Source organism: Leptolyngbya sp. FACHB-1624, assembly GCF_047649235.1.
Lineage (GTDB): Bacteria > Cyanobacteriota > Cyanobacteriia > Leptolyngbyales > Leptolyngbyaceae > Leptolyngbya > Leptolyngbya boryana.
In genome coordinates this window covers 6385326-6412159 of the sequence record NZ_CP180258.1, presented here as the reverse complement: position 1 = coordinate 6412159, position 26834 = coordinate 6385326, and the positions used below count along the sequence as shown (strand labels likewise).

General features: G+C 46.8%; 17 protein-coding genes and 1 tRNA gene. 8 read left to right on the top strand and 10 right to left on the bottom strand.

All coding sequences use genetic code 11. From position 1 onward, the window contains the following. Window positions 1-242: 242 nt before the first annotated feature. Window positions 243-3764 carry an NB-ARC domain-containing protein gene (locus tag ACMUEV_RS30470; RefSeq protein ID WP_190652233.1) on the bottom strand — a complete coding sequence of 1174 codons (3522 nt, stop codon included), beginning with the start codon at window positions 3762-3764 and terminating at the stop codon, window positions 243-245. Between the two features lie 189 nt (window positions 3765-3953). Here ACMUEV_RS30470 and ACMUEV_RS30465 point away from each other — a divergent pair, with 189 nt between their 5' ends. Beyond that, complete coding sequence (locus tag ACMUEV_RS30465; protein ID WP_242044590.1) at window positions 3954-5447, top strand: adenylate/guanylate cyclase domain-containing protein; 1494 nt, start codon at window positions 3954-3956, stop codon at window positions 5445-5447. 135 nt (window positions 5448-5582) lie between these two features. On the opposite strand, the gene ACMUEV_RS30460 is transcribed toward ACMUEV_RS30465, so the two are convergent. The 5 genes from ACMUEV_RS30460 to ACMUEV_RS30440 all read right to left on the bottom strand — a co-directional run bounded on the left by ACMUEV_RS30460 (window position 5583) and on the right by ACMUEV_RS30440 (window position 14184). After that, window positions 5583-7946, bottom strand: coding sequence for a glycoside hydrolase family 65 protein (locus ACMUEV_RS30460; protein WP_190652231.1), 2364 nt, complete (start codon window positions 7944-7946; stop codon window positions 5583-5585). Window positions 7947-8003: 57 nt separating this feature from the next. Continuing rightward, a complete protein-coding gene (locus ACMUEV_RS30455; protein ID WP_190652230.1) occupies window positions 8004-10256 on the bottom strand; it encodes an ATP-binding protein in 2253 nt (750 codons plus the stop codon). Window positions 10257-10379: 123 nt separating this feature from the next. After that, window positions 10380-12305 carry a response regulator gene (locus ACMUEV_RS30450; RefSeq protein WP_017291472.1) on the bottom strand — a complete coding sequence of 642 codons (1926 nt, stop codon included), beginning with the start codon at window positions 12303-12305 and terminating at the stop codon, window positions 10380-10382. A gap of 14 nt (window positions 12306-12319) precedes the next feature. Then, on the bottom strand, window positions 12320-12763 hold the full coding sequence (locus tag ACMUEV_RS30445; protein WP_017291473.1) for a response regulator: 444 nt from the start codon (window positions 12761-12763) through the stop codon (window positions 12320-12322). Beyond that, entirely contained in the window at window positions 12760-14184 is a 1425-nt protein-coding gene (locus tag ACMUEV_RS30440) for a GAF domain-containing protein (RefSeq protein ID WP_190652229.1), read from the bottom strand. Before ACMUEV_RS30440 ends, ACMUEV_RS30445 begins: the two co-directional genes overlap by 4 nt. Window positions 14185-14538: 354 nt before the next feature. On the opposite strand from ACMUEV_RS30440, the gene ACMUEV_RS30435 reads away from it, so the two are divergent. Beyond that, entirely contained in the window at window positions 14539-15603 is a 1065-nt protein-coding gene (locus ACMUEV_RS30435) for a hypothetical protein (RefSeq protein ID WP_036045004.1), read from the top strand. A 150-nt stretch (window positions 15604-15753) separates the two neighbouring features. After that, the gene (gene psb34 / locus ACMUEV_RS30430; protein ID WP_190652228.1) at window positions 15754-15924 is read left to right on the top strand and encodes a photosystem II assembly protein Psb34; all 171 of its coding nucleotides are present in this window, start codon (window positions 15754-15756) and stop codon (window positions 15922-15924) included. A gap of 157 nt (window positions 15925-16081) precedes the next feature. On the opposite strand, the gene trmB is transcribed toward psb34, so the two are convergent. After that, window positions 16082-16714, bottom strand: coding sequence for a tRNA (guanosine(46)-N7)-methyltransferase TrmB (trmB, locus tag ACMUEV_RS30425; RefSeq protein ID WP_017291477.1), 633 nt, complete (start codon window positions 16712-16714; stop codon window positions 16082-16084). A 3-nt stretch (window positions 16715-16717) separates the two neighbouring features. After that, on the bottom strand, window positions 16718-17977 hold the full coding sequence (locus ACMUEV_RS30420; protein WP_190652227.1) for an FIST N-terminal domain-containing protein: 1260 nt from the start codon (window positions 17975-17977) through the stop codon (window positions 16718-16720). Between the two features lie 325 nt (window positions 17978-18302). On the opposite strand from ACMUEV_RS30420, the gene ACMUEV_RS30415 reads away from it, so the two are divergent. Next, on the top strand, window positions 18303-18527 hold the full coding sequence (locus ACMUEV_RS30415; RefSeq protein WP_017291480.1) for a Calvin cycle protein CP12: 225 nt from the start codon (window positions 18303-18305) through the stop codon (window positions 18525-18527). Between the two features lie 97 nt (window positions 18528-18624). Further along, window positions 18625-19446 carry an ATP-dependent sacrificial sulfur transferase LarE gene (gene larE / locus ACMUEV_RS30410; protein ID WP_190652226.1) on the top strand — a complete coding sequence of 274 codons (822 nt, stop codon included), beginning with the start codon at window positions 18625-18627 and terminating at the stop codon, window positions 19444-19446. Here larE and ACMUEV_RS30405 read toward each other — a convergent pair. Next, complete coding sequence (locus tag ACMUEV_RS30405) at window positions 19424-20419, bottom strand: vitamin K epoxide reductase family protein (RefSeq protein ID WP_190652225.1); 996 nt, start codon at window positions 20417-20419, stop codon at window positions 19424-19426. The two genes, larE and ACMUEV_RS30405, sit on opposite strands and share 23 nt — an antisense overlap. A gap of 207 nt (window positions 20420-20626) precedes the next feature. On the opposite strand from ACMUEV_RS30405, the gene ACMUEV_RS30400 reads away from it, so the two are divergent. The 3 genes from ACMUEV_RS30400 (at window position 20627) to ACMUEV_RS30390 (ending at window position 23141) form a co-directional block, all read left to right on the top strand. Then, window positions 20627-20699, top strand: a tRNA-Phe gene (locus ACMUEV_RS30400). 555 nt (window positions 20700-21254) lie between these two features. Continuing rightward, the gene (locus ACMUEV_RS30395; protein ID WP_199329604.1) at window positions 21255-21983 is read left to right on the top strand and encodes a heavy metal-binding domain-containing protein; all 729 of its coding nucleotides are present in this window, start codon (window positions 21255-21257) and stop codon (window positions 21981-21983) included. A 228-nt stretch (window positions 21984-22211) separates the two neighbouring features. Beyond that, entirely contained in the window at window positions 22212-23141 is a 930-nt protein-coding gene (locus ACMUEV_RS30390; RefSeq protein ID WP_190652224.1) for an IS5 family transposase, read from the top strand. A gap of 137 nt (window positions 23142-23278) precedes the next feature. Here the strand turns inward: ACMUEV_RS30390 and ACMUEV_RS30385 are convergent, their stop codons facing one another. Further along, a complete protein-coding gene (locus tag ACMUEV_RS30385) occupies window positions 23279-26794 on the bottom strand; it encodes a WD40 repeat domain-containing protein (RefSeq protein ID WP_190652223.1) in 3516 nt (1171 codons plus the stop codon). Between the last annotated feature and the right edge of the window lie 40 nt (window positions 26795-26834).

The following is a 26834-nucleotide window of genomic DNA, read 5'->3' as shown; positions in this document are numbered from 1 at the left end:
CCCGAACTTATTTCTGAGGTTGTTTGAATATTAGCAGGATCAAGTTAATGCTGGAATGTTGATTGGCGAATACAGCACTCGAGTTTGCTTCAAGTTGTCTTAGCTACAAACTGACCTACTGAAATCAGGAACGAAAGGTGCATTGATAGACTCAATATCTTCCGAAGGGTAGAGGCAAAATTCCGTCTAATGATTAGGAGTAACCAACGGTAGAGCTAACTGTACGCTTGATGTTAGCAGAATTAATCTGTTGCGCCTAATGCTTTCAGCGCTAATCTCTGTGCAGAAGTAATTCCGGTTACTCCTCGAATATTTGTTCCTTCATAGGGGCGATCGGGGATGAATGTTTGCAAACACTGTTCATTTTGCAAATCCCACATCCGAACTGTTCCATCATGGCTTCCAGTTGCGATCGTCATTGCTTCGCCTGGGCGAAACGCGATCGAGGATCTGACCGAATGCATCAAAATCGGCAGTGTTTTCGCACAAGCAAAATGCTCAGTTTCCCAGAGTTTCACGGTTTGATCTAAGCTTCCACTTGCTAAAAAACGACCATCTAAACTGAAAGCAACTGTCCAGACATTGTTTTCGTGTCCCTGTAAGATCTGCACACATTCCCCGGTTTGAACATTCCAAACTCTGACGGTTTCATCTCCGCTGCCGCTGGCAAGTAACGTTCCGTCTGGACTAAAAGCGATCGCTTGAATTTGCCCTGTATGTCCCTGTAGTACGTGCAAGCACTCCGCTGCTTCCACTGACCAAATCCGAATCGTTTGATCATCACTACTACTCGCAATCACTGAGCCATCTGAACTAAAAGTCACTGCCCAAATCCAACTCGAATGTCCGGTTAAAACCTCCAAGCATTGTCCAGTTTCGACCGACCAGAGCCGAATCGTTTGATCATCGCTGCCGCTCGCTAAGATCTGACCATTCGGACTAAATGCTACAGACTGTACCCAATTTGAGTGTCCTTGTAATTGTCTGAGGCATTCCCCGGTTGCAACTGACCAAATCCGAACAGTTCGATCGAGACTACTACTCGCAGCCCATTCTCCGTTCGGATGAAAGGTGACTGAAGTGACCCAATCTTGATGTCCTCGTAGCGTTTTCGAGCAAGTTCCTGACTGGATTGACCAGAGCCGAAGGGTGCGATCTGTACTCCCGCTCGCGAGCAATTGCCCATCTGGGTGAAATGCGACCGAAAAGATAGAGTTTGTATAGCCTGTGAGGGTCTTTAAACAGCGACCTGTGGTAGTGTCCCAAAGCTTAACAGTATGGTCAGTACTACCGCTGGCAATTAACTGATTGAACGCCACTGAGAAGACAGAATTTGTGTGCCCCTTGAGTGTTTGCACACATTGTCCGGTTTGGGTGTCCCAAACTTTAATCGTTTGATCATCGCTACTACTGACTAATCGTTGAGAATCTGAGCTAAAAGTAATTGATCGCACTCGATCGCGATGTTCGCTCAAGACATTTAAACATTCACCCGTTTCTAATGCCCATAATCGAATTGTATGATCCGCGCTTCCGCTAGCCAGCAGTTGACCATCAGGACTAAACGAAACTGACCAAATGTGATCGCGATGTTGCTGATAAATTGCCTGACATTCGCCACTCTGCATAGCCCAAATTCGCACAGTTCGGTCATCGCTGCCACTCGCTAAATACTGACCATCCGCGCTAAATGCAACCGAAAGAATTCGACCCGTATGACCCGTTAAAACTTGGTAGCATTCTCCTGTTTTAACGTTTCGCAGTTGAACAGTCGGCTCATCGCCACCGCTTGCGATCGTAGTTCCATCTGCGCTAAAAGCAACAGACCAAATCGCGCTAGTATGACCTCGAAGAACTTGCAAACATTCACCAGTCTCGACTTGCCAGACCCGAATTGTTTTATCGCTGCTACAACTTGCTAGCAAGCTTCCATCAGGACTAAAAGCAACTGCCCAAACCCATCCCCGATGTCCTGAAAGATTTAATAACGGTTCTCCAGAAGAAACTTGCCAAAGCCGCAATCCTCCTTCAGCATCGCCTGTAGCTAACTGAGTACCATCGGGACTAAAAGCAACCGTAAAGACCACGCCCAATGTGTCTGCAAATGCGGAACGACTGAGATCAGAATTTGCTAAGTTTACTCGATCGAGATTCACCTGGCGGAAATCTGCTTGCCAAATTGCTAAATCAGATAAGTCATGATGCTTCAGCCGAGGTTGGATCTGACAAAGTAAATTTAAGAGATTTCCACCTGCATAGCCGATATCTGATACGGGATTATCTTGAAGTTGGTGAATTCTATCGACCAAAAGATGCTCGATGTTCCCTGGAGAATTTGCTTGTAAAGTCGAGATTACAGGCTGCAAACTCAATCGAATTTGAGCCTCTCGAACATCATCACTAGCTTGGGGTTTGAGCAATGCGTGAGTTTTTAAGCGGAGCAGCTCTCCGGTTTGAATTTCTTGGCAAACTTTTTCCACCAAGCAATCAGTCACGTATTCCATGATCACAGGCTGGAGCGAAAATTTCGCATTCACCTTTTCGATTAAAGAGCGTTGCTCTAGGAGTTCTAAAATCTCGATCAATCGCTGCACTGAAAGCGGCGGAAATATGTCAGCTTTGAGTTCTGAAAATGAAACTGGCTCACGGTACACTGCTAGCCAATCCATCACCGTCTTTTCTGACTCTGAGAGCCGCTGAAATTGTTGCTCGATTAGCGATCGAATATTGCCTAATGCCCAAGCATCCTGGCTGAGAAAATCCGCTAATTGTCCATCAAATAAATTCTGAATCGTCGTGGAAATCATTTTCAAGGCTAAGGGATTGCCTGAATATCCGGCGATCAATCGGCTCCAGTCCGTCTCTGTGCCGCGAAAGGTTCCCTTAATTTGCAAAAGCTGCTGTCCCGCTGCAAGCGTTAAGCCGCGCAACATCAGCGATCGTACAGGCAACACATTGCCTTCTAGCATACCAATTTCATAAGGTTTCTCGCGGCTCGTCAGCACACTACAACTTTGATGAATGGTTTCTCCAAGCTGCCGAAATAATTCTCCATATTGCTCATAGCCACTGCGATACTGATTCCCTTGTAGAATGGTCTCCACATTGTCCAGTACGAGTAAACAGCGTCGCGATCGCATTTCTTGCAATAATCGAGAAATCGTCACATCTCGCTGATTAGAAATTGCTTCACTCGATAACACCTGAATCACGTCTAGCAGTAATTCCTGAACAGATGGAGCATTTCTGAGCGATCGCCAAATGATCCAGTCGAACTGGTTTTGGAGCTGTTTGGCAAGTTTCACCGAGAGCGAAGTTTTACCCATCCCGCCGATCCCAACAATTGAGATCAAGCGGCATTGATCCTCACAAATCCACTGCTGTAACTGAGATAGCTCATGCTCTCGCCCACAAAAAAAACTCACATCGACAGCATCGCCCCAATCTTGAGCTTGAATGATTTGTTTGCTAATGACTGGTTGTTTCTGTTCTTGAGCTTGAAAGCGTCGCTCGATCGCGGCTCGAAAACTGGTTTTATTGACTTTTTCACCCAGAACTTCTGACAACAATTTCCAAAGTTTTGGACCAACATCGTGTTTTAGATAAGTTCCTGAATAGCCATAAGTATCAGCAATTTGGTCATAACTTTGACGCTCCCACGACCAAGACGATCGCAGCATTGCCAATTGCAGATCGTTCAGATGTATGCCAATTTTTTCAAACACAAGTCGATCAGTAAAGGCTAGTGTTGCGTCAATATCCATGCTGTCAAACTGATGAATTTATCCCTGACATGAACTTAAGACCTCTCTCATCAAAAATCAAACAAAATAGTTGCGGCATTTCGCAAGATATTCTTTAAACTGCTGGTGTGATCCGTAATCCTGACATCACAACCAGTAACAATTTAAGTATAAGATGCCCATTCGCCTTCAACCGTCATGATATTGGCAATGCTTTGGAATCGATTTTTTCGATTTCTTCTCAAACGAATTGTGCTGGTTTTGGCACTTCTGCTTTGTCTCGGAGCCGGAATCGCGCTGGCAAATATGTCTCGCTTGTCCACGAACTTGATCGAGTCCCAAGCAATCCAAAATGCCGCTCTACATGCCCAGTCTTTTCAACAAGCGATCGCGCTCTACAGCGATTCTGCTGCTGATCGCGCCAAGCCTGTTAAAGGCATTACTGTGACTCATGCCTATCTGAACCAGCCTGGAGGCATCCCTTTGCCCTCAACGTTCGCTCTCGAACTGGGAAATCAAATCAGCGAGAAGAATCCAGAAATGGTGGTGCGCTTGTTCAGCGAGTATCCATTTCCGTGGCGGGGTGCGAGGCAAGCCGATGCATTGGAAAAAGATGCGATCGCATTTTTGCAGAAAACTCCGCGATCGCCCTTTGTGCGATTTGAGCGTAAAGATGGGCATACCACCCTGTTTTACGGTGAAGCCAGCATCATGAAGCAAACCTGCGTTGAGTGCCACAATACGCATCAGCAAAGCCCGAAAAAAGATTGGGCAGTCGGTGATGTTGCTGGAGTCTGGGAGATTCGCCAACCGCTGGATCAATTTGTCGAGAAAGTCAATCGCAATCTGCAAGGAACCTTTGCGATGCTAGGCAGCATGTCGGTCATCGGACTATCGGGTTTAACTTTGGTTGTAGGACGATTGCGACAAACAGCAAAAGAGCTAGAACAGCGAGTGCGAGAACGAACCTTTGATCTCGCGCAGGCAAATACGGATTTGGAGAAACGCAATAGTCTGATTCGTCAAGTCTTTGGACGTTACTTAAGCGATGCGGTTGTTGGCACGTTACTCGATCAACCGACCGGACTAAAGTTAGGTGGGGATCGGCGAACGATTACGATTTTGACTTCTGATCTGCGAGGCTTTAGTACACTGTCAGAGCGCTTACCTCCCGAAAAAGTGATTGAAATTCTGAATTTGTACCTTGAAGATATGGCAGAAGTGATTAACCAGTATCAAGGCACGATCGATGAATTTATGGGAGATGGCATCTTAGTGCTGTTTGGTGCGCCTCTGTCTCAAGCTGATGATGCGCTGCGAGCCGTTGCCTGTGCCTGCGCGATGCAACTGACAATGGGATTGGTCAATGAGAAGCTACAAGCCTTAAATTTACCTCAGTTAGAAATGGGAATTGGTATCAATACCGGAGAAGTCATTGTTGGGAACATTGGGTCTGAAAAACGGACGAAGTATGGAGTCGTCGGCAGTTCTGTGAATTTGACCTATCGGATCGAGTCTTATACCCAGGGTGGACAAATTCTAATTTCTGAGCAGACCCGTCAGGCTTTAGGTCAGAATGTGCAAATTATGGGCGAGAAACAGGTTCATCCGAAAGGGTTTGAGAACCCGATTACTATCTATGATGTCTATGGGATTAGAGGCCGCTACAATCTCTTTCTTCCCAAAGATAAGCCGATGGTTTGAGAACTTTAGTAGTCCTGAATTGGTTGCGGAGTGGGGAGTAGGGAATTGGTTTCTTGGTAGCTCTCTACTCCCTACTCCCTACCCCCTACTCTTTTCAGCATTCACAACTCAAACAGAGCCGCCCTATCACCGTTTTCAAACTTGAATTTCGACGGAGACAGGATGACCTTCGCTGAGTTCTAGTACTTTGCCTTGATGCTCGATCGATAATCCCTGTCCGTTTTGCAGGAGATAAGTTGCCGTCTTGTCATGCATCTCAACCCATAATCGCTGACCTCGCACTGTTAGGGGAAATCGCAGACGTTGAATGATCTTCGGCAGTCTAGGATGAAAGGACAGCCGCCCGTCATCATCGCGGAGTCCTGCAAAACCATACACTTGAATCATCCAAGTTCCGCCCATTGCTGCAATATGACAGCCATCTTTCACATTGCCTGCGACATTGCCTAAGTCCATTAAGCTCGCATAGGCTGCATATTCGATCGCTTCATCCATGTATCCAATTTCAGCAGCAAGGATGCTTTGAATACAGACTGATAAAGAAGAGTCACCTGTTGTGAGCGGATCATAATAGTCAAAATTGCGGCGTTTCTGCTCTTGTGAAAATTCGTGTCCTAGTAAAAACATAGCAAGCACAACATCGGCCTGTTTGATCACCTGATGCCGATAGATCACGAGGGGATGAAAATGCAGCAATAAAGGGTATTTGTCAGGAGGTGTATTCTCGAAATCCCAAACTTCATCATCGAGAAAACCATCATGCTGTAAGTGAATTCCTCGCGATTGATCATAAGGCAGATACATACGATCAGCAGCCTTTCGCCAACACTCTACTTCAGCCAAATCGAGATGAGTTTGATGTACTAAAGCCTGAAATTGTTCTGCATTCTTGTCTCGCAACGTTTCAATGGTTTCAGCGGCATACCACAGATTCTCACGTGCCATCAAATTCGTATAGGCATTGTTATTGACCACAGTGTTGTACTCATCCGGTCCAGTCACACCATTGATGCAGAATTGATCTCCTTTGCGCGGTGAAAAGAACCCTAAGCTACACCACATTCGTGCTGTTTCAACTAGCATCTCTGCGCCTTCTCGGAAACGAAACTCTTCATCTCCAGTCGCTTCGATATACTTCTTCAGCGCATACATAATGTCAGCATTGATGTGATACTGGGCAGTTCCGGCTGCATAGTTCCCAGATGCTTCTTCACCATTGATTGTTCTCCAAGGAAATAAGGCTCCCGCTTGGCTCACTTGTTTCGCCCGCGATCGCGCTTGCTGCAACATGTTGTATCGAAACCGCAGCAAGTTCTTCGCAATCTGTGGCGAGGTGTAGATCAAGAACGGCAAAACATAGATTTCCATATCCCAGAAATAATGCCCTTCGTAAGCTTGGCTAGTTAACCCCTTCGCCGCAACTCCAGCATCTTGCGATCGCGCTGAAGCCTGCAAGATGTGAAAGAGATTAAACCGTAGGATTTGCTGCATCTTCTCGGTTGAATCCGGTGCATCTGGATGCCCTTCGATTTGCACATCACTGCGCTGCCAAAAATCATTCAAGTAATCATACTGACTGGCTAAGAGTTGATCAAAGCCTTGTCTGAGCGCACGATCGAGGGCACGATTTGAGCGATCGCACAATTCTTGAGCAGAAGCACGCTGACCCGTGTGATAGGTGATCAGCTTGATCAATCGGATTGGTACACCTGCTTGAGCATCCACACTGAACACAACTTTACCTTTATCTTCAGAAGCTTGTGCTTCATAGAGATAAGAGCATCCCGTTTCAAAAATATGATCAATCCCGCAGGTTACACTCATTTGACTATTGCGAGTGCGATGGCTGAGTAAGATGCGCTGCTTCTCGCAGAAGTGATGCTCGGGGAGTAAAACCCGTTCTTTGAAACCTTTGGTGAGGCGAGGATCACTTGTATTGCTAGAAGGCGTGGGATCATAACAAACTTCTGAACACAGTACGATCGGGGCATTGGCATTGAGAACCGTCACTTCGTAAGAAATCGCCGCAAGATGGCGATGCTCAAACGAGACGAATCGACGAGAGCGAATCTTCACCTGTTTTCCCGATGACGTTTCCCAAATGATTGTGCGATCGAGCGTTCCCGATCGCATATCTAAGGCGCGTTCATACTGCGATAAATGGGCAGTCGGGAGATAGAACGGCTCATCATCAACGTAGAGCCTAATTGTTTTACTATCTGCGACATTGACGATGGTTTGCCCGGTTTTTGCATAACCATAGGCTTCCTCAGCATATTCAATCTGCGAGGTTTCATAGAAACCATTGATTAAGGTACTATTTTGCCAAACGGGATCACCTTCATCACACGTTCCGCGCATTCCTAAGTAACCATTTGCAGTCGAAAACAAAGTTTCCATCTGCTCTAAAAAATCAGGGGCGAACTTTGTTTCAACCCATCTCCAAGCGTCGGCGGGATAAATATGTGTCGGGGGATGAAAGGGTTGGCGCTGGAGCATGGGTTAATCGTTTCAAATTGGACAACCCTATGTGTAACGAATTGTGTTGTGAGAATGTCACTCTCTAAAGGCAGAATGAAAGGAATCCAGAAGGTTCTCAATCTCAGTTAACAGATCTTCGATCACAATCGGTTTTGCTAAATGAGCATCGAACCCTGCCGCGATCGCGCTAAGCCGATCTTCTTCGCGAACATTCGCGGTTAAGGCAATCGCCGGAATACGATGAGATTGGCGAACTTGACGCATAAACTGATAGCCATCCATCTCTGGCATACTGATGTCACTGATGATTAAATCCGGCTGAAAGGTTTTCAGTTGGGCGATCGCGGCTTGCGCCGAGGCAGTAGAGATGACGATCGCGTGCTGGGATACCAGAAAGAACTGGAGTAGCTCTCTGGTATCTGCCTCATCATCAATGACTAAAATCTTTCTGCCTTCTAAAATGGGAGTGAATTCTGGTGTGGATGGAATGGGTTCGGGCAACATTTCAGAATTTGCATTTGCGATCGGTAGTGTGATCACAAATGTTGCACCTTGATCGAGTCCTTCACTTTTCGCTTCGACTTGTCCATGATGCAACTCGACGAGATGGCGCACGATTGCGAGTCCTAATCCCAATCCACCAAAATTGCGAGTTGTGCCATTGTCTTCCTGACGAAATCGCTCAAAGACATAAGGGAGAAACTCTGGGTGAATGCCCTTTCCCGTATCACTGACCCGAATTTGCACATGGGTTGCGGTACAGTCTAAGAGAACTTCGATTTGTCCATGTTCAGGCGTGAACTTAATCGCATTTGTCAGCAAATTGACTATGACTTGCTGCAATCGATTTGGATCCCCGTAAACTAAAACTTTGGACGCTGCATTCGTCTGCGTGAAGGTTAGAGCAAGTGCTTTTGCTTCTGCTGATAAGCGAACTGTCTCGATCGCAGATCGAATAACTAAACTCAAATCTAGCTCTATTTCTCGCAAAATTAACTTGCCGCGCAAAATCCGAGAAACATCAAGTAAGTCTTCGATTAACTGGGATTGTAGCTTGGCATTTCGGGAAATTGTTTCCAATGCTTTCTCGGTTGTTGCTGGATCGAGCTTTCCGGTCTGTAACAGCTTCGACCAACCGAGAATTGGGTTGAGTGGAGTTCGTAGTTCATGTGAGACCACGGCTAAAAATTCATCTTTGACCTGATTCGCGGTTTCGGCTTGCGATCGCGCAGTTTTTTCTCGCACGAGCAGCTCATCTTTTTCACGATTAGCTTGTTTTAATCGGGCATTTGTTTGCTCCAAAATTTCAGTCAAGCGCGATCGGGCTGCATATTCTGCAAGTTGTACCTGAGAGATTGCGAGTTTGACTTGGGTTTGAGTTTGCTGAGTAATTGCAGTTCCAGTCAGTAAAGCAATCACGCATTGAGTGAGCAAACTGAGCTTATGAACGGTGAGAACATCGGGATCAATTGGGAAATTTTGTAAGATTAAAGCATTAGGATACTTCAGGATATAGCTCAGTAGAGCAGCAATCACACAGAAGCTTGCTGTTGCTATACTGCCAATGGCTCCGAAGCGCAAAGCTGCCCAGAGAATTGGAACAAAGTTGAGAAAAGCAAACTGCTGAAACGCAAATCCGGTATGGCTCGTTTTCCAGACGCTCAATATCGCGATCGCACTACTCATTCCGAGAATTGCAATTTTTTCGGCTCGAAAGCGAGAAGCATTACACGGATCAGAGGTACGATTCGGTGATGTTTTAGGTGAAAGCTCACTCGCTGAAAGCCATCCCCAGCGGCGCAGTACTGGATTTAAGGTCAATATCGCTAGCGGCGCGATCGTCATGGTTCCCATTGCATTGCCTAACCACCAATGTGGAATCGCACTGGAAACTTTCTCCCAAGGCAAATTTCCAATCAGAGCTAACGTCAATGTTCCACAGATTGCAGAACCGACACAGGCAACAGCAGGAGCGCTCAAAACAAAGACACTGACATCTTTAACGCGATCGAGCGCAAGCGATCTCTTTCCAACCTGCCGATAAAGCCACCATGCGAGGAAAGGCTCTACGCTATCCATCAAGCCTGCAAATTGGCTCCAACCGTGATTTCCCCAGAGTGGCGCAACCAGAGTCGAGACGATTCCAGTGAGGATCACAGCAGGCATTCCGAACCAAATAGCGAGCGTTACTGCAACACCTGAAGGCGGAAACCAGAGCGAAACTGCGGGCTGTACACGAAACAGTAACGCTGCGTAATGGGACAGAATAAGAATTCCCGCACCCAGCAAGAGAGGCTGCCAGGACTGCCTAGAGGGTCGAGCGTTCATTCAATGGGCACATCTTGAGCAGGCTCTATTTTACGGAGAAGTGCCGATGACCGGATATCTCTTGAGACAGATCTTAATTATAGTTTGCTAAAGTTTAGTATCTGATCATCGGTCTAAATTTAGCTATGGGCAAAGAACTGTTTGTAAGGTATCGACTAAATCTTTTGTAGTATAAGGTTTAGATAAGAATGCTTTGATACAGCTACTCCCACCCTCTTGAGAAATCTCATAATTTGTTGCTAACCCGCTCATCGCAACAACCTTCACTTCAGGATTAATTTGCTGCAAGGCGCGAACTGCTGTTAATCCGCTCATTGATGGCATCATAATGTCCATCAGCACTAAGCTAATCTTTTGATGGTGTTGGGCATAGAGAGAAATTGCTTCAACTCCGTCTTTAGCAACGAGCGTTTTGTAATGACAGAGTTCTAAAGTTGTTTGCGTGACTTGCCGAATCGAAGCTTCATCTTCCACAATCAGAACCAGCTTGTTCTGTCCGTGGGCATGTGCAGTTGCTTCTACTGCCAGATCCACTTTTTGTGGAATTGCAGGTAAGAAGACCTTAAACTGCGTTCCTTTCCCAATCTCACTATAGACCTCAACAAATCCACCATGATTTCTGACAATTCCCGATACGGTTGAGAGTCCTAACCCGGTTCCTTTCCCAACTTCTTTTGTCGTAAAAAAGGGATCAAAAATTCGCTCGAGTAACTCCGCTGGAATTCCAGTTCCTGTATCTGCGATCGTCAATACGACAAAGGAACCCGAAGAAGCTTCTGGGTTGATGCGTCTGTAGCTTTCATCAATCACAAGATTGTCCGCGCCAATGGTCAGCGTTCCACCTGTGGGCATGGCATCTCTTGCATTGACACAGAGATTCATGATGACCTGATGCAGCTGAGTCGAATCGGCAGAGACGATCCACAAATCGACTGTCGATAGCATTGTCCGAATCTCGATCGCTTTTGGAAAAGTCTGACGTACAATTTGCGTCACTTCCGAAAGCAGATGTCGGATTTGTAGCGGCACACGCTTTCCATCTCCTCCTCGCGCAAAAGTCAGAATCTGTTTGACTAAATCGGCACCACGTTTCACATTGTCTTCAATCAGTTGCAAGAGTTGGTGATTCTGCTCATCAAGATCGGGTAGCTTAAGGGGGAGAAGCTGTGAGATCGCTAAAATCGGAGTCAGAAGATTGTTAAAATCATGGGCAATTCCACTCGCTAAAGTGCCTAAACTTTCGAGTCGTTGCGCCCGCAAAAATTGAGCTTCTAACAGCTTTTTTTCCGTAATATCGGTATCGACGATCAGAATCGATCGAGCTTCTCCGGCTTCACCGCGCACGAGCGTACAGCGAGTCGCAACAATCACAATTTGACCTGTTTTATTCAGCTTTTGGCACTCTCCTTGCCACTCGCCTTTTTCCAAAACAGTTTGGAGCATTTCACTCTCTTCTAGATCTTGTCCGAGAAGTGTACGAACATCTTTGCCGATAACTTCTACCGCATTCCATCCATAGAGTCGTTCTGCTCCTTGATTCCAAAACGTAATTTGATTCGAGAAATCGCAGACGAAAATTGCATCTGAAGCAATGTTAATTAATGCAGCCTGCTCTCGGATTTTTTCCTCACTTTCTTGCAATGCGAGTTCTGCTTGATGCCGCTTTTGTCGTTCTTTTGCTTCCCGCAATTCCCGTTCTACTGCAGGAACTAATCGTGCTAGGTTCCCCTTAAAAATATAGTCATGTGCGCCTGCTTTCATGGCAGCGACCGCAATTTCTTCCCCGATCGTGCCCGAAACGATAATGAATGGTAAATCTCGTTGCTGGCGCTGAACAAGCTTTAGCGCTTCTGGCGCACTAAACTTCGGCAAAGTATAGTCTGCAATGATCAGATCCCAAGTTGCGCGATCGAGCGCGGCTTGCATGGCTTCCGGAGTTTCCACCCGCACATAATCCAGGCTATAGCCACCCTGTCGTAACTCCCGCAGGATTAGGAGCATATCATCTTCTAAGTCTTCAACAATTAAAAGCTGTAGATGAGAATGCATATGCGATCGCCTCTCTAAACAGGGGGGGGTTCATTCATCAGTAACCAGTACATGCCCAATTGCCGAATCGCTTCGGAGAATTGCAGAAAATCAACTGGTTTGCGAATGTAGCTATTGCAACCCAAGCTATAACTATCGAGTAAATCCTGTTCTTCACTCGATGTCGTTAAGATCACCACAGGCAATAATTTGGTCGGTTCACTTTCTCGCAGACGGCGTAAAACTTCCAGTCCGTCAATTCGAGGAAGTTTGAGATCGAGGAGGACGACTGAGGGCTTGAATGTAATATCCCGTCCTGCATACAGCCCGGTTCCAAACAGATAATCTAAAGCTTCTACTCCATCTCTTGCGACAATAATTTCATTACCGATATGATGCCGTTTGAGTGCTCGCATTGCTAGAGCTTCGTCATCCGGATTATCTTCGACCAACAGGATCACTCTGCTATTCGCACTCATGCGCTGGGTTTCTCCTCTATTAATGTGAAATAGAAAGTTGCTCCTTGATCTAAGGCTCCTTCTGCCCAGACGCGACCGCCATGACGATGAATGATGCGCTGTACAGTCGCGAGTCCGACTCCATTACCCGGAAATTCAACCATGCTGTGTAACCGCTGAAACGGCTTAAATAATTTATCAAGAAACGCTGGGTCAAAGCCAACTCCATTATCTCGGACAAAGTAGAGGGGGATACCGTTGTCTTGTAGAATCATGCCAAATTCAATTTTGGCTTGTGCCTGCTTTTCAGTAAATTTCCAAGCATTATTTAATAAATTGTCTAAGACAACTTGGAGCAGACGGGTATCTCCATAAGCGGTCAATCCCGGGTGTACCTGAACTTCTATTTGTCGTTGCGGAGAGGCTTGCTGTAACTGAGTGCAGATCCGGCTGGCAACTTGGCTGAGATCAAGGGTGTCTTTTTGCATATCACTGCGAGTGACTCGCGATAGCGTCAGGAGATCATCAATCAAGTGTCCCATGCGCTGAGTGGCAGAGCGGATACGACGCAAATAATCTTGCCCGCTCGGATCGAGTTGCTCGAAGCAATCTTCTAGTAATGCCTGACTGAAGCCATCAATGCTGCGTAAAGGGGCGCGCAAATCGTGCGAAACAGAATAGCTAAAGGCTTCTAATTCTGCATTGACTGCTTTAAGTTCAAGAATGGCTTGTTGTAACCCTTGGTTGAGTTTTTGGGCGCGTTGTTCAGCTTGCTGGCGCTCCGTGACTTCTGCGCGCAATTCTGCCAGCAGTTCTGCATGTTGCAGGGCAACTGCGAGGTGATTGGCGATTTGTTGCACAAACTCGATCTCTGTCGATTGCCACTGGCGCGGAGCGCGGCATTGATGAATACAGAGTAATCCCCATAGATTGCGACCTTGCAGAAGCGGCACGACGAGGTTGGCTCGCACTTGAAATTGAGCCAGAATTTGCCTGTGACAATCGCTTAATCCTGCTGTGTCGATGTCGGTTACATTTTGGATGCGCCCTTGTTGGTAATGTGCTGCGAACTGGTCGCCGAAGCAGTGATCGTGGATTTTTTGGGCGATCGCGGAAGAAAACTCAGGATCAACATCTTCTGAAACAAATTCTCCATCATTCCAACCGCAATCAGGATAGAAGCGAAATACGCCAACGCGATCGGCTCCGAGCAGTTGCCGGACTTCGGCTGCGGTTGATTGAAAAATTGTTTCGAGATCAAGGGGTTCGCGTAAGCGGGCGATGACATGAAACAGAGCCTTCTGCCGCTCAACTAAAAAATTTGCCTGATTGATCTGCTGTTCTAAAGGCTGAATTTTGTCAGCGAGGGTTTGTCGGAGTTGCTCAAATGCGGCTTCATCTCGGCACAAGCTTTTCAGTTTTGTCAAGACTTCTGAATCCATGATTCGATTGTCCTCAGTCCGGGATGGATAAGAGTATTGTAAGAGGTCTGGCTATTCTCTAAGGATTTGGCTTGAACACAGCGTTTCACCCGATGTCTGTCTGACTGCAAGCAATATGAGCTACTCATTGCAATGAGCTACAAACAGACTACACCTTAAATTGCGATCGCACTAAGACACCATACAAATCGTAGGAGTTTCCGATCAATATAAAGTCATGGATTGATGTAACAGATTCAGAAACAGCGATCGTGTCTCATCATCAGGCTCGTTAACTTAGATTTATCCCTAATCAAGTTCTCAATCCTTATGAAACTCACGACACAAAAACAGTTCAGATTATCGCGTCACTTCATGACTTTTGCATTGTCTGGATTGATGTTCAGCACTGGAATAGGATTCTCTCAGCAAGCTGGATTTGCACATACTTCTGCATCTGCGATTGCGCTCACTACTCCGCGATCTGCACTTCCGTCATCCGTTGAACTTAAAGTCCGTCAAGCTGCCGCGCAGCAATTTAACATTCCGCTGCGCGAGATTCAAGTTGTGCATTTTTCTCAGCAAACTTGGACAGATGGATGTCTAGGTCTAGGAGGTGCGGCGGAAAGTTGTTTACAAGCACTGGTTGAAGGTTGGCAAATTGAAGTCTCCAGCGGGCAGCAAAATTGGCTGTATCGCACGGACAAGAATGCTGACACAATTCGCTTAGCACCCAACTCTGAAACAGGAGTGACTTTACCCGCATCAGTCAACCAACGCTTGCTCCGAACGGTTTCAAGACAAGTGCGAGTACCGATGCGTCGTTTAAAAGTAGCAGAAGTCAGATCCGCAACTTGGGATGGCTGCATGGGCGTTTTCAAACCAGGACAAGCCTGTACGAAGATTGCGATACCTGGATGGCAAGCGATCGTGACAAACGGCGATCGCAGTTGGGTCTATCACTTAGATCAGTCCGGCAATCGCATTGCTCAAAATCCCACAGCAAGCGGTAGCCAGGGTGGTTTAGTGCCTTCATTTATTCCAGAAGAGAACTTATCGCCGAGTGAAAAAGACGTTGTATTTCAATCGATCGTCAGCGGGGATCTGGCTGGCAAAGTGACACAACTTACGTTGACCCAGGATGGTGCAATCACCCAGTGGATCATGGGACCGAATATTCGTTCTCGTCCGATCGTGGTCAAGCGTCTCTCTCAGCAGCAAGTTGAGCAGTTTCAGCAAATGATGCAAACCCAGAGATTGCCCAATTTCCATCGCTTGCGTTATTTGAGTAGCGCCGCTATGGCAGACTATCCGACGACAACGCTGAAAGGCATGGGGATTACTGTTCAATACATCGATCTGGAAATTAAAAATCTTCCAAGAGCTTTACAAGACATGGTGCAAGCGTGGGCGCAACTGTCTGCTTCTGCGCAACGCTAGCTAGAGTCTCTCATTCTGAATTCGGAAGTGCTGCTCAAACGCAGTCCGTGCTTCTCTATCAGAAAATCAGAAATTTGTTGACATTTTGTAAACATAACGTTACATTAATTTACATAACGCAACAAACCACTGACTTAAGAGGAACCTGCGATGTATACGACTCGGAATGAAGACGGAATCTTGAACAACTACGCTTCGGAACCTGTGATGTATTTCGCTGAATCTCCTTCTCTTGAGCAACAGCAGAACTACGCTTTTCAAGGTGCGATCGCATTCCTACTCGTTGCCTTCACGTTTCTCACTGCGTTTGCTGCAAGCTAAGACTTTTCAGAAGTTGTCTCTCCTCAACTTCTGAATCCCTGACTGAGCAATAAGACTTTTCAGAAGTTGTCTCTCCTCAACTTCTGAATCTCTGGATCAATCATTGGAAAGTTGAAATCAGCCCTAGTAAATTGCTAGGGCTTTTTTGTTGCGACCTTCAAACTTTCCGAAAAATCGCTCGGTAGATCGGATCTCCAAAGGACATCACCATCAGTTCTCGCTCTGTTGGAATCGGTAACGGATTCTCAGCGAGCCACTCTGAACTGGTGCGCACAAAATTGGGTGACTCTGCAAATCGATCGACCATTTTCTGCGCAACTTCCAGGATGTCTGATTGCAGAAACACGGTTGTATCCGACTTCATAAATTCCGCCAAAGTTGTAACAATTTCCGGCTGTACAACTCGACGCTTTTGGTGTTTCCGCTTAAACCAAGGATCAGGAAACTGAATCGACACCCGCGCAAGCACACCTGTCGGCAAAGATGCCAACATCGGATGCAGCGAGTTACTCACATTGCAAAAAATGTAATGCAAATTTTTCAAGCCCGCTTCGTCTCGCCACTCTAAGGCTTGTTGAACAATCGGCTCTCGAATCTCTAACCCCAAATAATTCCAATCCGGGTGTTGCTCTGCCATTTTCAGCAAAAACACCCCTCGCCCACAGCCAATATCCAAATGCAAAGGGCGCGACAGATCTGAAAAAACCTGATTCCAGTCTGGCGCAGGCGTGGGGGTTTGATATCTCCGGCTCAGCGGATTTACATGCTCTCGAACTCGAACGATCGCCACAGTCTATTCCTTCTCCCGACAAATTCCAAAAACTGACGTATAGCCATGTAAGAATGTACTCCCTCCCACAGGCCCAATTTCACCGCTACAGAAAAAACCCGCGATCGGCAGTTCTTGCAAGTACTCATTCACCAATTGCGAATCAAAATTCGGTTCTCCATACAGCCCTTCGCCCCGTCCCAAACACGAAAACATTAAGGCTCCCGTCGGACTCGGATCAGATTGGCTCGTCTGCATATATCGCCGCAGGAACAAATCCAAATCTTCTGCGGAAGTTTCTGCATCTCTCAAGTGAAACTGAATCCGTTGACCGGGACGAATCAAATCGCCAATTGCGATCGCGCCCACTCTCGGATCAACGCCTAATAAATTCCGAATCAAAAAATCCCCAGGTTCCAAGGTCTGCTTAAATCCGTTCTGCGCCACACCCACAAAAATGTGATTCTGCTGTGCGAGCTGCTGATCTTCTTCGCTCAATCCCTGCACTAACTCTTGCAACTGTTCCAAGGGAGATCGCTTCACACCACAGCGATCAGACGGCACTCCTGATCCATCGTCTTCTTGCATTGCCAGCAAGACATTGCGCTCGCCTTCGGTTACCCAATACGGTTTACCAATCGGACGGCAACCCTGAGCGACGATCGTTTCCATGACAATATTGCCGCTCAGCGCAACGCCAACCGCGCCTTCTCGATAAAAGCGATCGCCAAACAATCCGGTCGATCCCCCTAACGTTCCCGCACTTGCCAACCCGCCGACTTTCGGCGCACTAGGATAAGCAAAATCTAACCCTTGCAGTAGATCGTTGACTCGCGGCAAATCTGCGAGCACGATGAAATTTGGCGAATCTGATGTCGGAACCCCGATTAAATCTGTCCAAGTATCCGGCGGACTATCCAAATCCGGTAAATCCCCTGCCGAAATGTAAAACGGCTGCACCTTCACGTTCGGTAAATGCCCAAGCATCAGGCTCAGCGAAGGCTCCCCTTCGACTTCCCGCACTTTTCCCCGCTGTGTCATTCCGATAATGCCGCCCCCGCTACATCCAATCAGCGGCACACCCGGCAATTTTTCTCGAAATAAAGGCAACAATCGAGAGTACTCACTGGCAAACGCAGATGAGATAAAAATAATCCCCAAATCAATTGAAGCTCGCAAGGTTGCCTGTGCTTGAGTCACAACTTCTTCGACCGCAGCTTCTAGGAATGGGCGAGTTGACAAGGCGCTTGCCCATCGCATGGATGATTTGAGAGATTCGGTCATACGCGATCGCTCTCCTGAGAAAAGTCGCAATGACTCTAGTGTAGAACACGGTTGACAGCTTATCAGACTCACAGATCGGAAGACCGCACTTCAGGTAGAGTCGCCAAGGGGAAACAACACGGGTTAATATATGCACATAAAGCATGAGCGGACACTCACTGGAATGTTGTCTAGTGAGCAGATTAAAAAGAGCTGATTGTCCTAAGCTTGAATGCTGGATAGTCCTGTCAACCGTTCTCACTTGTCCTGAGTACAGTCCAGGTCTAACGTCTACTCTCTCTAACCCGCTTGTTTTGACTTGAATTAAAGAGGACGGATCCTAACAATGAGCAATATTGAAAAGCAGATTGAAGTCGAGCGTGATAATGCTCGCAAAGAGTGTGACATCAACGGTGCGAACTCGGCTGAGTGTGCGGCGGCTTGGGATGTAGTCGAAGAACTACAGGCTGAAGCGGCTCACCAGCGCGAAAGCAGCAAGCCCAAGAACAACTTTGAAAAATACTGCGACGATAATCCTGATGCACTAGAATGCCGCGTGTACGACGACTAATCGAATTCCTTGAATTCACAAATTCTCAAAAGTAAAGCAGGCAATCAATGCCTGCTTTTTTGTGGCATAACGAGAGTATCCCTAACTCAGCCCCCAGATGTACGAGAAATTAGACCTGCTAAAAGCGCTCTTCGTCGAGATGGATCAAGCCCTAGTCGCGTATTCGGGCGGGATCGATAGTACGCTTGTGGCAAAAGTTGCCTTTGATGTTTTGGGCGATCGTGCCATTGCTGTGACTGCCGAATCCCCGTCTCTCCTGCCCGAAGATCTTGAAGATGCTCGCATTCAAGCTGCTGAGATTGGCATTACTCACAAGATCGTTCAAACTCACGAATTAGAAAACCCCAATTATGCTTCTAATCCGGTCAATCGCTGTTATTTCTGTAAAAGCGAATTGCACGATACATTAAAGCCTCTCGCACATGAATGGGGTTATCCTTACGTGGTCGATGGTGTGAATGCAGATGATTTGCATGATTATCGTCCTGGCATTCAAGCTGCAAAAGAGCGAGGTGCACGATCTCCTTTAGCCGAAATTGGCATCACAAAAGCTCAAGTTCGAGCGATCGCGAAACATCTCGGATTGTCATATTGGGACAAACCCGCCCAACCTTGTTTGAGTTCACGGTTTCCCTATGGTGAGGAAATTACGATCGCGAAACTGCAACGAGTTGGACGGGCTGAAGTGTATTTAAGAAAACTGGGCTGGTCGAATATTCGAGTGCGATCGGAGGGTGACACGGCTCGGATTGAAGTCATGCCCGATCAAGTTAAAGAATTCGTTGTTCAGACGGATCTTTCAACGCTGGTCGAGGCATTTCAGTCTCTGGGCTTTTTATATGTCACCCTCGATTTAGAAGGCTACCGGAGCGGCAAACTCAATCAAGTTCTGCAATTTACGGCTGACCGCACGCTTTAAATGCATTCTTGAAGTCTTGCGGTCCGGTATATCCAGACGCAGAGGCTAACTGCTGAGGAGTTTGCCGACCGCTATAGAATTTGCCATTAATTTGCCAAGTTGGGTATCCAGGTTTCTGATTCAATTGATTTTCAGCTTCGCCTAACACTTTCTGGCAAGTCTCAATTTGAGCCTCTTTGCCACCTTCTGCACACTCGACGTAAGGAAAATCTGCGAGGGCTTCTTTGCCAAAGAATTGTTTCTGTTCACAGCAATGCGGACACCAATAAGCCCCATACATCGTGGCTCCAGTTTGCTTCAAGTGTTTCGCTAATCCAATTTCGGCTTGTCCAGACGTGTTATTGACAACAAAATAAGGATTGCCTGCCGCATCTGTAATGGTTGCGGCATCGATCGGACCTCTGCCAATCGAAGCGCCCCAAGCGATCGAGCCAATGAGAGTAATCATGGCGACGATTGTGCCCAGGAAAAATAACTGTCCACGATCGTTCCAATCTCGCCCAATCAGCGTCAATACGAACATCAATGTGGCAAACGTGGCTGAAGCCAGACAGAAATAACAAATTCCATTCACTCCAAACTGCGACACAAATTTGGAGAACATGATGTACATCAGGTAGCCGCTAAACAGCAACATTGCAGTTGCCCCTGCAAACAGCAGCAGCCAAGTTTGATTCTCTAAATTGGTGCGGAGCGATTTCTTCTCTTCAGGATTTACCAGCAAGGGAGCCAAGGCAAGTACTGCCATTCCGATGTATGCCAATAATCCATACAGCGAAAGGGGCAGTCCGAATAAGACGGCATAGGGGCTTTCCAGCACCCGTTCACATCCACTAGTCGGACATGCCACCGTGGCGCTAGACAATTTGTTAAAGGTGATATAGCCCGTGTTGAGAATGCCAAGCCCTGCGATCGCGCCAATCAGCGGGCGAGCGGCACGGTGTATCCAAGGGGTAGAACGTCGGCGAGTCATAATTTTGATTTCAACGGGAGTCGGTACATACTTTATCAGGGTAACTGCTGCTCGTGCGATTCGGACGTGTAGTTTATTGTGTCCGAATCGAATGGGTTTGAGCCGATTATTTTCATGATGCGAAACGGCATTTCTAAGTTTCTGAGAAATTTGCTTGCAAAGTTACGATTCTTTTGCTAATTTAATTAAGCGCCGAAACGCGCTCCCGCCGGGATAGCTCAGTTGGTAGAGCAGAGGACTGAAAATCCTCGTGTCACGAGTTCAAGTCTCGTTCCTGGCATAGATTTCAGGGTTTAAAGTTTGGGACTCCCCCAGATTTCCCCCAAACGGAAACAACCGAATAAGTGAGATGCGATATCAAAGTGTATTCACAGCTTTTTAAGGGAAGAAACCCCGATATAGAGTTATGAATGCCGAGATTGAAACCGTATTTTTCTGTGTGTTAGAAGCTGATTTAAATTATCTAAAAGCCTTATAGTGCGGTTCTAACACACACTTGGTTAGAGTTCAGAAATCCGCGATCGCCCGTAAAGATACTTCATCAATCTCTTTAGGTTCTAGGCATGGGTATATGTGATCGCATCAGTCGCATTGTTCTCTCCGAGATGAACAGCCATAAGTCTCAGTCGCGCCATGACTCAAATCAGCAAGCGAGAGAACTAGAAAAATACGCTATTTCTCTCTGATAGCAAATTGAGAATTTAGAAGCTACCAATAAAGACTCGATTTCCTTTGATTCTTTGCTCAATTTGAAAAGCTAGCAATTCTGGTAACCAATGAGCGTTCACAGGAAGTGTCGTGGAATACTCAGTCTGTCCTGCTGTAATCTTCTCTTATGAGCGTGATCACCGGACTCTCTGGAAATGAAATTTTTTGTTTGAAGCGTCGCGGGTTCACGCCCGGTAATCTTGTCATTGGGAATAGTGTCATTTCTCTGGGAGTCGTAAGTTCGATCGGGTCTAGCATCAAAACGCTAATTGGTGGTGAAATTCATCCGCTCACTCAACTCATTCATGAAGGGCGACAGCGTGCCTATGCACGGATGGTGCGTGAAGCTAAACAGCAGGGTGGCGTAGGGATTACTGGAGCCTCAAATCAACTGATTTTTCACGGGAGCAGTGTGGAGTTTCTGTCGATTGGGTCTTGTTTGCATCAATCGGACGAAGCAGTAGAACGACTGAAGTTTTCAAGTTCGGCGGATGGACAAGCGCTGTATTGCCAACTGGATTGCGGGTTTCAGCCACGCCAGTTTGTCTTTGGCAATGTGGCATACTCGATCGGCATTGGTGGTGGATTAATCGGCGGATTGCGAAGTCTAGCACGGGGTGAGATTAAAGAATATTCGCGAAGCTTTAATGAGACTCGCCACTTAACCTTGAAGCGAATCCAAGCCGAAGCCCGTCAAGTGGGCGCGAATGCAGTAGTTGGAATTACAACTTCGATTTTGCCGATGATTGGCATTCAAGAAATGGTGATGATTGGCACCGCTTCGTCTCATGATGCATTGCCTGATGTCTATCGTCAAACTCCAATCACGAGTGATTTGACGAATGAAGAGATGTAGAACCTGATTCATGATGGCTACATGCCGGTGCCGTTGGTGCTGGGTGTATCGGTCTACTCGCTGGGACTCGTTGGTAGCATAACGTCTTCGCTTAAATCTCTGGTTCGGGGTGAAATTAAAGAATTAACGACCTTGATTTATGAAGCGCGAGGGCGTTGTTGCATGAATAGGGGTTGCGGAGGGGCGACGTGATAGGTTTGAAGTACCACCGACAAACTTTCACAAGCAATGAGCTACCGCATCCGCAACTGGTCTGAGTATAACGCCGGATCGAAGCACAGAGGAAGTATCACCTTCTGGATCGATGAAACAGTGCTTGCCGAATGGATTGTGCCGCGCTTGAGTGGACAACGTGGGGCATCGGTATTCTACAGCGACCTCGCGATGGCAACGATGGCAACCGTCAAAGCGATCTATGGACTGGCAGGACGGCAATGCCAAGGATTCCTCACCTCGATTTTTACGCTGATGGGATTTGAGTTTCCCGTGCCCGACCACAGCACCTTGTCGAGACGCATCGGCAAACTGTCGATTGGGCTGCCCGTATTGCCTGCAACCGGAGCGCGTCATGTCGTGGTTGATTCCACGGGAGTCAAAGTCTATGGCGAAGGCGAGTGGAAAACCCGGCAACACGGGATCAGCAAGCGTCGGACTTGGCGCAAGCTGCATCTCGGAGTCGATGAGGCAACAGGCGAAATTCTAGCGGCGGTGGTGACGACGAACGGGGTGCATGATGGTGAAGTCTTAGACGACCTGCTCAACCAGATTGAAGACGACATTGAGCAAGTCACCACCGATGGAGCATATGACCATCGCCATTGCTATGAGGAAATTGCCCAGCGCGGAGCCAGACCTGTGATTCCACCCCGCAAGGATGCGGTGATTTGGCAGCATGGCAATTGCAAAGCTCCATCCCATCCACGAGACGAAAATCTCCGCTCCATCCGCAAGCATGGACGCAAAAAGTGGAAGCGCATCGCTGGTTATCATCGTCGCTCACTTGCCGAAACCACGATGTTCCGCTTCAAAACGGTCTTTGGTGGCAGTCTCCGGTCGCGTCGCTTTGACAACCAAACTGCGGAGCTATTGATCAAATGTGCGGCGCTGAATCGCATGATTCAGATCGCGAAACCCGACAGCTATCAAGTTGCAGCTTAGTTCAATGCTCTCCCAAGGCGAGCGTTGAACTTTTGCGATTCATGCAACAAAGCCATGAATATCTATAAAGTTCAGATTTGTAGTGCCAAATTCATAGGCTACATCTCAAAATCCCTATCCTGCGACTCATGGTAAATCTACTCGACCGCTCCTAAAGCTTTCAGATTGGCTTTCTGCGCCTCAGAGAGTCCCGTGACTCCGCTAATCTTCATCCCCTCGTAAGGAAGCTTACTTCTTAAAGTTTGGATCGTTTTTCTCATCTGCCCATCCCAAAGTTGAATCGGTTGCTCAAAATAAGCGATCGCTAATACCGTCTTCCTTGGGTTCCAGTCCACAGAGGTGCCCCAATTTTTACCCTCAATCACCTGCTCGCAATCGCCTGTACCCACATTCCAAATTCGGATCGTTGAGTCTGTACAAGCACTTGCCAGCTGTTTTCCATCGGCACTCCAAGTGACTGAATAAAGATGTCCAGGAGCATGTCCTCGAAGCGTGCTTAAACACCGTCCAGAGTTCACATCCCAAAGCTTAACTGTACTTTCGTAGTCTCCACTGGCTAGGGTTTGACCATTAGGGCTAAAAGCAATGGAGTGAACAGAATGACCGACCGGAAGGATACGATCGCAAACTCCTCGACTTAGATCCCAAAACCGAATCGTTTGGTCTAAACTCGCGCTCGCAACTCGATGACTTGTTGGAAACCAGGCAACCGAATTCACTTGATGCTGATGTTCCGATAAGGTTAGTAAACACTGACCAGAATGAATGTCCCAAAGTTTAAGCGTTTGATCATTACTGCTGCTGATTACATAGGTTCCATCTAAACTCCAAGCAACAGACTTCACCCATCGCTCATGACCTATTAACACCGTTAAGCATTGTCCTGTGCGGACATCCCAAATGCGAACTGTCGTATCCGCACTACAACTCGCAATCAAGCATTCATCTGGACTCCAGGCTACAAACAGGACTTCTTTAGTATGTCCATAGAACTGCCGAAGGCATTGACCTGTCTGACAATCCCATAGCTGTACCGTATGGTTTGTGTTACCACTTAAGAGCCGAGTTCCATCTTTGCTCCACTTCACGCACCAGGATGAATTACTATGTCCTTGCAGCGTTTTGATACAGCAACCCGTGTGCGTATTCCACAGCTTCATCACATGGTCATGGGATACTGTAGCGAGCGTTTTGCCATCGCGGCTCCAAGCTACTCCCCAAACCCAGCTTTGATGCCCCGGAAACACTTGCAGACATTTTAGAGAACGATCCCATAATGTGACAGTATGATCATCGCTTCCTCCAGCAAGTTTTTGACCATCAGGACTCCACTCTAGTCGCCAAACATAATCTCGTGTTGCGATCGCTTGTAAACACTCCCCCGTTTGCCAATCCCAAAGCTTAATGGTTCGATCCATCCCACTGCTTGCTAGAATTTTGCCATCAGGATGCAATGCTAAAGAAAGTACCCAGTACTCATGCGCTTGAATTACTCGAATACAGTTACCAGAAGCAATATCCCAAATCTTGATTGTGCAATCAGTATAAGCTCCTGCTAGTAAAGTTCCACTCGCAAGCCAAACTAGCGACCAAATCCAACACCGATGATCCTGCTGTTCTGTTGTTCCTAATCGAGTCCGTTCTGTTCCCGTTGCGGTATCCCAAATCAAAATCGAAGGCTCTTGCCCACCACAAGCAAGCTGTTGACCATCGGGACTCCAGACTAAGGTAAACACACAATCGGTAAACCCCATAAAGTTCCGTAACCATTGTCCTGTGCGAGTATCCCAAAGCCTCACTATCGGACCTACTCCTGTTGCAAGTGTTGTCCCATTAGGATGCCAAGCTGCTGCTAAAATCCAACTTTGATGCGCTTGAACTGTAAACAGGGGCTGCATCTCTTGAAATTGCCAAAAATGTAGACAGCCGTTGGTGTCACCAATTGCAAAGCGTTGTCCATCTGGACTAAATTGTACCCATACGCCTCCCGCGAAGGTTTGGGTAAAAGTGGATTGCGAAAAATGAGTCAACTGAAAATTAATGTCTTGTAAGGTTGCTCCTTGGAGATCGGCATATCGAAGGACTAGACCAGAAAAATCATACCCAGCCAGATCAATTTGCGAATGCAGACAAAGGTTGATTAAGTTTCCTGCGCCGTAATTAAAAGCTGGTTCAGAAGCAGAACGCAACGCAACGAGAATCGAGCGAAGATGCTGCTCCAAGACTACAGCATTATGATGAAATGTCTCCCTCAGTTTTGCAATAATCGGCTGCAAAATTAGCCGAATTTGACTCTCACGAATGTAGTCTAAAGCAGTTGTTTTAATCAGTGCATAGTCGTTGAAAAAAGATGTTGTATTGATCAATAATTCAGTAACAACTCGCTGAATGAAACAATCTGTGACATACTCCATGACAACGGGCTGTTGAGTATATTCGCCAGACCTTTTTTCGATTAAGCTCCGCCAAGTCAGTGACTCTAAAGCTTCGAGTAAACTAGCGCGAGAAATTGCTGGAATAATGTCAGCTTGTAGTTCCGTGATTGTTGTCCATTCTCGATTGATTGCTAACCAATACATAATCGTTTGCTCTAGAACTGATAATCGCTCAAACTGTTGCTCTAATAAGCGGCGAATTCCGTTAAAGAGTGGTGTCTCGACTTGCAAAAAGGCAGTAATTTCTCCATCAAACAGGCTTTGAATGGAAGTCGCAACCATCTTGACTGCTAGTGGATTGCAGCGATACAACTCACACAAGTAACATTTTTCAGTTAAAGTACCAACTAGCCGTTTGGCATCTAGAAGCGCTAAAGAAGCCTCACAAGATCCTTCTAGAAATAGTGATCGTATTGCACCCTCTGACTCTTCTAACAGGGCAACTTCGGCAGATTTCTCTCGACTTGTGAGCAGAATACAACTCTGATGGCTAGATTCACCTAGCATCTGAAATAAGTTGCCATAGTCCATAAAGTCAGATCGATAATATCCAGCATTTTTCCCGGCTTGTAAAAGCGTCTCTTGATTGTCCAAAATCACGAGGCATCGATGTCTTTGCAACCAGTAGAGCAATCGTTCTGGTTTTGCTTGAATGTCTTGCCGTTTAGATACAAATGGCACAAGTTCAGATAGTAAAGAGTCTAAGGAGGGAGCATTGCGTAGCGATCGCCAGATGACAACATCAAACTCCTCCTGGACTTGTCGAGCGACTTGAGCCGCTAAAACACTCTTGCCGATTCCGCCCATTCCCACGATTCCAACTAACCGACAGCGCTCGTCGGTGATCCATTGGCTCAGATACTCAATCTCCTCAGTCCGACCATGAAAGATAGAAACATCCGGTGACTCACCCCAATCTATTGCAGGTTGAACTTGAATTGAACATTGAGAGAGAGTGCTGTGAAAGTGGGTGAGGGTTGTCCGAAGGTTCGTCTTGTTCACCTTGCGTTTCAACGCTTGACTCAAAAGTTTCCAGAATTTTGGTCCAACATCATGTTGAAGGTAATTGATAGAGTAACCCGATCGTTCCGCAATGAGATCGTAAGTTAAGTTGTTCCATACACCAAATAATAGAGCAACTTCAACCTCTGTAAGCGATCTTGAAAATGTGTGATTGAATACACCACTAATTATTTCTAACGCTTGCTCGAATTCCATACATTTTAGAGCTTTAGCAAAATAAAAGAATTAAACCATA